General features: G+C 43.9%; 7 protein-coding genes. 1 reads left to right on the top strand and 6 read right to left on the bottom strand.

Annotated elements, in window-relative coordinates:
* The 3 genes from AC3A14_RS24035 to ndhC form a co-directional block, all read right to left on the bottom strand.
* The coding region (locus AC3A14_RS24035) for an NAD(P)H-quinone oxidoreductase subunit J (RefSeq protein WP_487779205.1) at window positions 1-410 on the bottom strand (410 nt) is incomplete at its 3' end.
* Window positions 403-1,131: a photosynthetic/respiratory NAD(P)H-quinone oxidoreductase subunit K gene (gene ndhK / locus AC3A14_RS24030; protein ID WP_318699962.1), complete on the bottom strand. Its 729-nt coding sequence runs from the start codon at window positions 1,129-1,131 to the stop codon at window positions 403-405. The genes AC3A14_RS24035 and ndhK, both read right to left, overlap by 8 nt.
* Entirely contained in the window at window positions 1,122-1,484 is a 363-nt protein-coding gene (gene ndhC, locus AC3A14_RS24025) for a photosynthetic/respiratory NAD(P)H-quinone oxidoreductase subunit C (protein WP_271938464.1), read from the bottom strand. The genes ndhK and ndhC overlap by 10 nt, the downstream gene beginning before the upstream one ends.
* Window positions 1,485-1,714: 230 nt before the next feature.
* Between ndhC and AC3A14_RS24020 the strand changes: the two genes are divergently transcribed.
* Complete coding sequence (locus AC3A14_RS24020) at window positions 1,715-3,460, top strand: ABC transporter ATP-binding protein (RefSeq protein ID WP_318735778.1); 1,746 nt, start codon at window positions 1,715-1,717, stop codon at window positions 3,458-3,460.
* Window positions 3,461-3,621: 161 nt separating this feature from the next.
* Here the strand turns inward: AC3A14_RS24020 and AC3A14_RS24015 are convergent, their stop codons facing one another.
* The 3 genes from AC3A14_RS24015 to AC3A14_RS24005 form a co-directional block, all read right to left on the bottom strand.
* A complete protein-coding gene (locus AC3A14_RS24015) occupies window positions 3,622-4,047 on the bottom strand; it encodes a PIN domain-containing protein (protein WP_318735781.1) in 426 nt (141 codons plus the stop codon).
* 16 nt (window positions 4,048-4,063) lie between these two features.
* A complete protein-coding gene (locus tag AC3A14_RS24010; RefSeq protein WP_318735783.1) occupies window positions 4,064-4,276 on the bottom strand; it encodes a hypothetical protein in 213 nt (70 codons plus the stop codon).
* Between the two features lie 202 nt (window positions 4,277-4,478).
* The gene (locus AC3A14_RS24005) at window positions 4,479-4,763 is read right to left on the bottom strand and encodes a hypothetical protein (RefSeq protein WP_318735785.1); all 285 of its coding nucleotides are present in this window, start codon (window positions 4,761-4,763) and stop codon (window positions 4,479-4,481) included.
* Window positions 4,764-4,882 lie beyond the last annotated feature (119 nt).

The raw sequence follows: 4,882 nt of genomic DNA, 5'->3' as shown, positions 1-4,882 counted from the left end.
GGATGACCTTCATAGACAATCCCATACATATCATAGGATTCCCGTTCTTGGAAATCTGCTGCTTTCCAAATCCAATAAACTGAAGGTACTTTCGGGTTATCGCGAGGCAGATAGACCTTTAATCGCACCTCTTCCGGGTCAACCACATCATCGTCCACCTTCAGCAAATGGTAAAAACTGACCAATGCTTGACCAGGGCCTTCATCATACGCACCTTGACATTGGAGATAATTAAAGCCATAGGCATAGAGCGCAGAAGAAATGGGTAGGAGAACTTGGGGTTCTACCTTAATCAATTCTACCGAAGAGCGATCGCGCCCCAAAAACTCATGACCAAACCCATTCTCACCCAACCAGCTCGAAACCGGTCCTGCCGTTTCCTGTGCTAACTCTTGATTTTCCTCAGCCACCCTGAACTTCCTCCTGTTTTTCACCTTCTAATGCTGCAGGAATCGGCATTCCATAAGCCTCTGCCAACGCTTTCGGGGGAGCTTGTCGCGTCTCGGATTGGAGATATGCTCCCGTCAAAATCGGTTCAACCACGTTCATTTTGTGGCTCACCTGATAATAACGATGGGTTTGCAGGATTTTGCTCCGTTCCTGAATCGTTTCATTCGCAATCTTTTTGCGCAACTTAATGATGGCATCAATAATTGCCTCAGGTCGCGGAGGACAACCGGGAATATAGACATCAACTGGAATCAGTTTATCCACCCCACGCACCGCAGAAGGGGAATCCATACTAAACATACCACCTGTAATCGTACAAGCACCCATGGCAATCACATACTTGGGTTCGGGCATTTGCTCGTACAAGCGCACCAGAGCCGGAGCATACTTCATGGTGATGGTTCCGGCTGTAATCAGCAAATCCGCTTGTCTGGGACTCGAGCGGGGAACCAAACCAAAGCGGTCAAAATCAAACCGGGAACCAATCAAGGCCGCAAATTCGATAAAGCAACAGGCTGTACCATACAACAGCGGCCAAAGTGAAGAGAGTTTCGCCCAGTTATACAAATCCTCTACCGTTGTCAGAATTACATTCTCTGACAGTTCGTTAGTGACTTGCGGACGTTCAACGGGATTAATCAGATTTTGTGTCATCTCTGTTTTACTAGAACCTACGACCATTCCAATGCTCCTTTTCTCCAAGCGTAGACCAAGCCCACCACCAGAATGGCGATGAAAATCAAGGCTTCGATAAAGGCTAACAGGCCTAACTTGCTAAAAGCTACTGCCCAAGGATAGAGAAACACGGTTTCTACATCAAAAATAACGAACACCAGGGCGAACATATAGTAGCGAATGTTGAATTGAATCCATGCCCCCCCCACCGGTTCAACGGCGGATTCGTAAGTAGTGCGGCATTCCGGACCAACGCCTTTGGGACGCAGGATATAGGAAGCTCCCAGAGCCAACACGGGGACTGAGCTGCATAGCAGCAGAAAGCCTAAAAAGTATTCGTAACCGCTAAGAACAAACACAATGGGTTATTTAATCACGAAGGAGAACAAAAATACTGTGAACATTCTGACATAGTTCCGGCCCTTTCGCTTATGGCTCCAGGAAACCATCAGCCCCTGAGTAGGGGCTGATGGCGGATTAGGGAGAGGTATAGGAATGTAGTATGGTGATGATATGTGCTGGCGATCGCCAGGCGCTCTTTCGATCTGACACGCAACCGTATAAGTAAGCAATCTCCCACCCTTTCCCTATGGCTCAATCAAATTTAGAGAAGCTCGGATCTTATCTGCGTCCCCATTGGAAATCAGCCGGCTTGGGTATTTTTTCTCTTTTAATTGTCAATGCTCTGGGGGTTTACCTTCCTCTGCTAATTCGGGATGGAGTCAATAATCTACAAGTGACGTTTAGCACTCGGACGGTCATTAGTACGGTGCTGTGGTTATTGGCGTTAGCCTCCATTATGTGGGTGATTCGCATGGTTTCGCGGATTCTGTTGTTTGGGGTCGGTCGTCAGGTGGAGTTTGACCTCAAACAGGCAATATTCGGGCATTTCTTGCGCCTAGATTCGGGGTATTTTGCCACGCATACGGTGGGGGACTTGATTAACCGGGCGACCTCGGATGTGGACAGTATTCGCCGTCTGCTGGGGTTTGCCGTGTTGAGCTTGGCGAATACAGTGTTTGCGTATGTACTGACTCTGCCGGTGATGCTATCGATTCATTTGCGCTTAAGTTTGTTGGCGATCGCCGTTTATCCCTTAATGTTATTTGCCGTACAGATTTTCAGCAACCGACTTCGCAAGGAACAGCAGGACGTACAGGAAGAACTCTCCCACGTTAGCGATCTGATCCAAGAAGATATGAGCGGCATCTCGTTAATTAAAATTTATGCCCAAGAAGACAATGAACAGCAAGCTTTTCGCCAACTCAATCAGAAATTACTCGGCGCAAACCTCAAGTTAGCCAGAACTCGTAATTTTCTCTTTCCCTTAGTCGAAGCTTTAGCTTCCTTAAGTTTACTGGTGATTCTCTGGATGGGGACTCAAGAAATTGCCAGGGGTTCGATTACCATTGGGGACTTTTTAGCCTTGCTGCTTTATGTGGAGCGCCTGGTGTTTCCAACTGCCTTACTCGGTTTTACCATTAGTGCCTATCAGCGGGGAGAAGTGAGTATTAATCGCATCGAAGAAATTCTCAAGGTGCAGCCCAAAATTCAGAATTTTTCCCAATCTCTAGACTTTAAAACACCACCTAAAGGTCAACTGGTTGCCCGTCATCTGAGCTATACCTATCCCGGTAGTGCTACCCCCGCTCTGAACAACATTAATTTTAGCATTCATCCTGGTGAAACTATTGCCATTGTAGGGCCGATTGGTTCGGGAAAATCAACCCTAGCTAAGGCACTTCCGCGACTGTTACCCATTGCCCAGGGTCGGGTATTTCTGGATAGTTATGACATTACCAAGCTTAACTTAACCGATTTGCGGGGCGCGATCGCGTTTGTTCCTCAAGATAGTTTCTTGTTCAGTACCACGATTCAAAATAATATTCGCTATGGCGATCCTCTGGCGGAACAGTTTAGGGTAGAAACCGCCGCAACCACTGCCCAAATTCATCCGGAAATTCTCAATTTCCCCCAATATTATGACACCATTGTCGGAGAAAGAGGGATCACTCTATCCGGCGGACAACGGCAGCGCTCTGCCTTAGCTCGTGCGTTGCTGATTGATGCGCCCGTCTTAATTTTGGATGATTGTTTATCGAGTGTAGATAATCAAACAGCGACCGGAATTTTAAAGAATCTATCTACAGGCACGCGCAAAAAAACCGTGTTGTTTATTTCCCATCAACTTTCCGCAGCAGCAACAGCCGATCGCATCTTTGTCATGGAACGGGGAAGCATTGTGCAAATGGGACACCATCGGGAATTAATCGAGCAAGAGGGACTGTATCAAACCCTGTGGAGTCAACAACAATTTGAGGAGTTACTGAAATAATTTCCTCTACCTATATCCCTCTGCCATAAGAGAGAGACTTATCCCTGCTTGCAGTAAATAATTCAGAGCTATAGGAGCCATTTGCAGGTTATTGTACCATCTTGTCCAAGCTTGGAGAGGAGACTCCGGTTATAGGGGCGAAAAATTTTTCGCCCCTACTGTCATTGAAAGGGATTAATAATATTGAGTTGTCCCGAAACAATTAACCCATCTTGCATATCTTCAGAATACAAAAAATCTGCACCACCGGCTAATGCACTCGCCACAATCAGGCTATCCCAAAATGAGAGATTATAATTGATGCGTAAATCAGAAGCAGATTGCAGAATATTCAAGCTAAATTCTACCACTTGACAGCGATTATACAGGGATTGAATCACTGCTTTAATTTGAGTTTCATCAAAATTAGCTTTCTTAATTAGATTCGCCGAAATTTCATTAATCACCTGGGTACTGATCGTCAAAGAAGATTGGTCTGTAATCGAAGTAGCGATCTTTAGCTTTCGTTGTCTTTCTCTAGCGTCTATACGTTGATCGTCAAACAGTCTATAGAGCCAAATGTTAGTATCAATAAAGTTTAACTTCATCAAACTTCATCCATAATTAACAGTCATAAATGTCTTCACGCTTCAGAAAACCATCCACTTTAATCGGATTTTGTGTCAAGCGATCGATGATATCTGGTGTGTGATTCTTTTTTTGATAAGTAGACAATTTATCCAGTTCATTTTTAGCCTTAAATGCTTCAATAATGGTTTGTATTTGTTGTATTTGTTCTGGCTTCAATTCACTGACATCCATGATTTGTATCATCATACACTCTCCTTGTTATTTATGAATATTATAATACTCAGTAAAAGAAAAATGATATCCGTCATACCCATACCATCTATTCTAAATGAACAGCGATCGCGAATATCTACTTGATGCTATCCAAATTTTTAGCCATATACTGGAATTTACCCAGGGATTAAATCAGGATGAATTTGAGATTGATTAGTCTGAAGTTGCTTGCTTATTATATCCTAATAATTTCGAGTTGTGAAGGCTGATTTATAGAAAAATATCCCCAATCAAGAGACGTATCCCTATGACCAAAGAATGCATAAGTTTGAGCTGCTCTTAAAATGAGATCGATATTAAAACAGACTACTAAAGGAAATAAACCAGGAAACACATCCACAATTTCTATTTCTTCTGTTAAGGATTTAGAAGGGTCATATAAATAAATCTCCTCTCCCTCTTCATATGAATAATATTTACATATATAGAAGTTGTTTTCCCCTCCTCCTGCAATCGCCATAAATTCCTCTATATCACCTTGACAATCCGGCCGGTCATATTCTTTTCCAAAGGTTACTAAGTTATACAGCGCTTCGCGCTGCTATGAGGTACATTGTCGATCATAGATGTGAGTTGTCA

It is taken from the genome of Roseofilum sp. (assembly GCF_982964205.1).
The sequence above is the reverse complement of the archived record's forward strand: the minus strand, read 5'-3'. Positions and strand labels throughout refer to the sequence as shown.

Coding starts and splice junctions, on each gene's coding strand:
- AC3A14_RS24005 (WP_318735785.1), bottom strand. CDS start 4,763: ATGGCGATTGCAGGAGGAGGGGAAAACAACTTCTATATATGTAAATAT.
- AC3A14_RS24020 (WP_318735778.1), top strand. CDS start 1,715: ATGGCTCAATCAAATTTAGAGAAGCTCGGATCTTATCTGCGTCCCCAT.
- AC3A14_RS24010 (WP_318735783.1), bottom strand. CDS start 4,276: ATGATGATACAAATCATGGATGTCAGTGAATTGAAGCCAGAACAAATA.
- ndhK (WP_318699962.1), bottom strand. CDS start 1,131: ATGGTCGTAGGTTCTAGTAAAACAGAGATGACACAAAATCTGATTAAT.
- AC3A14_RS24015 (WP_318735781.1), bottom strand. CDS start 4,047: ATGAAGTTAAACTTTATTGATACTAACATTTGGCTCTATAGACTGTTT.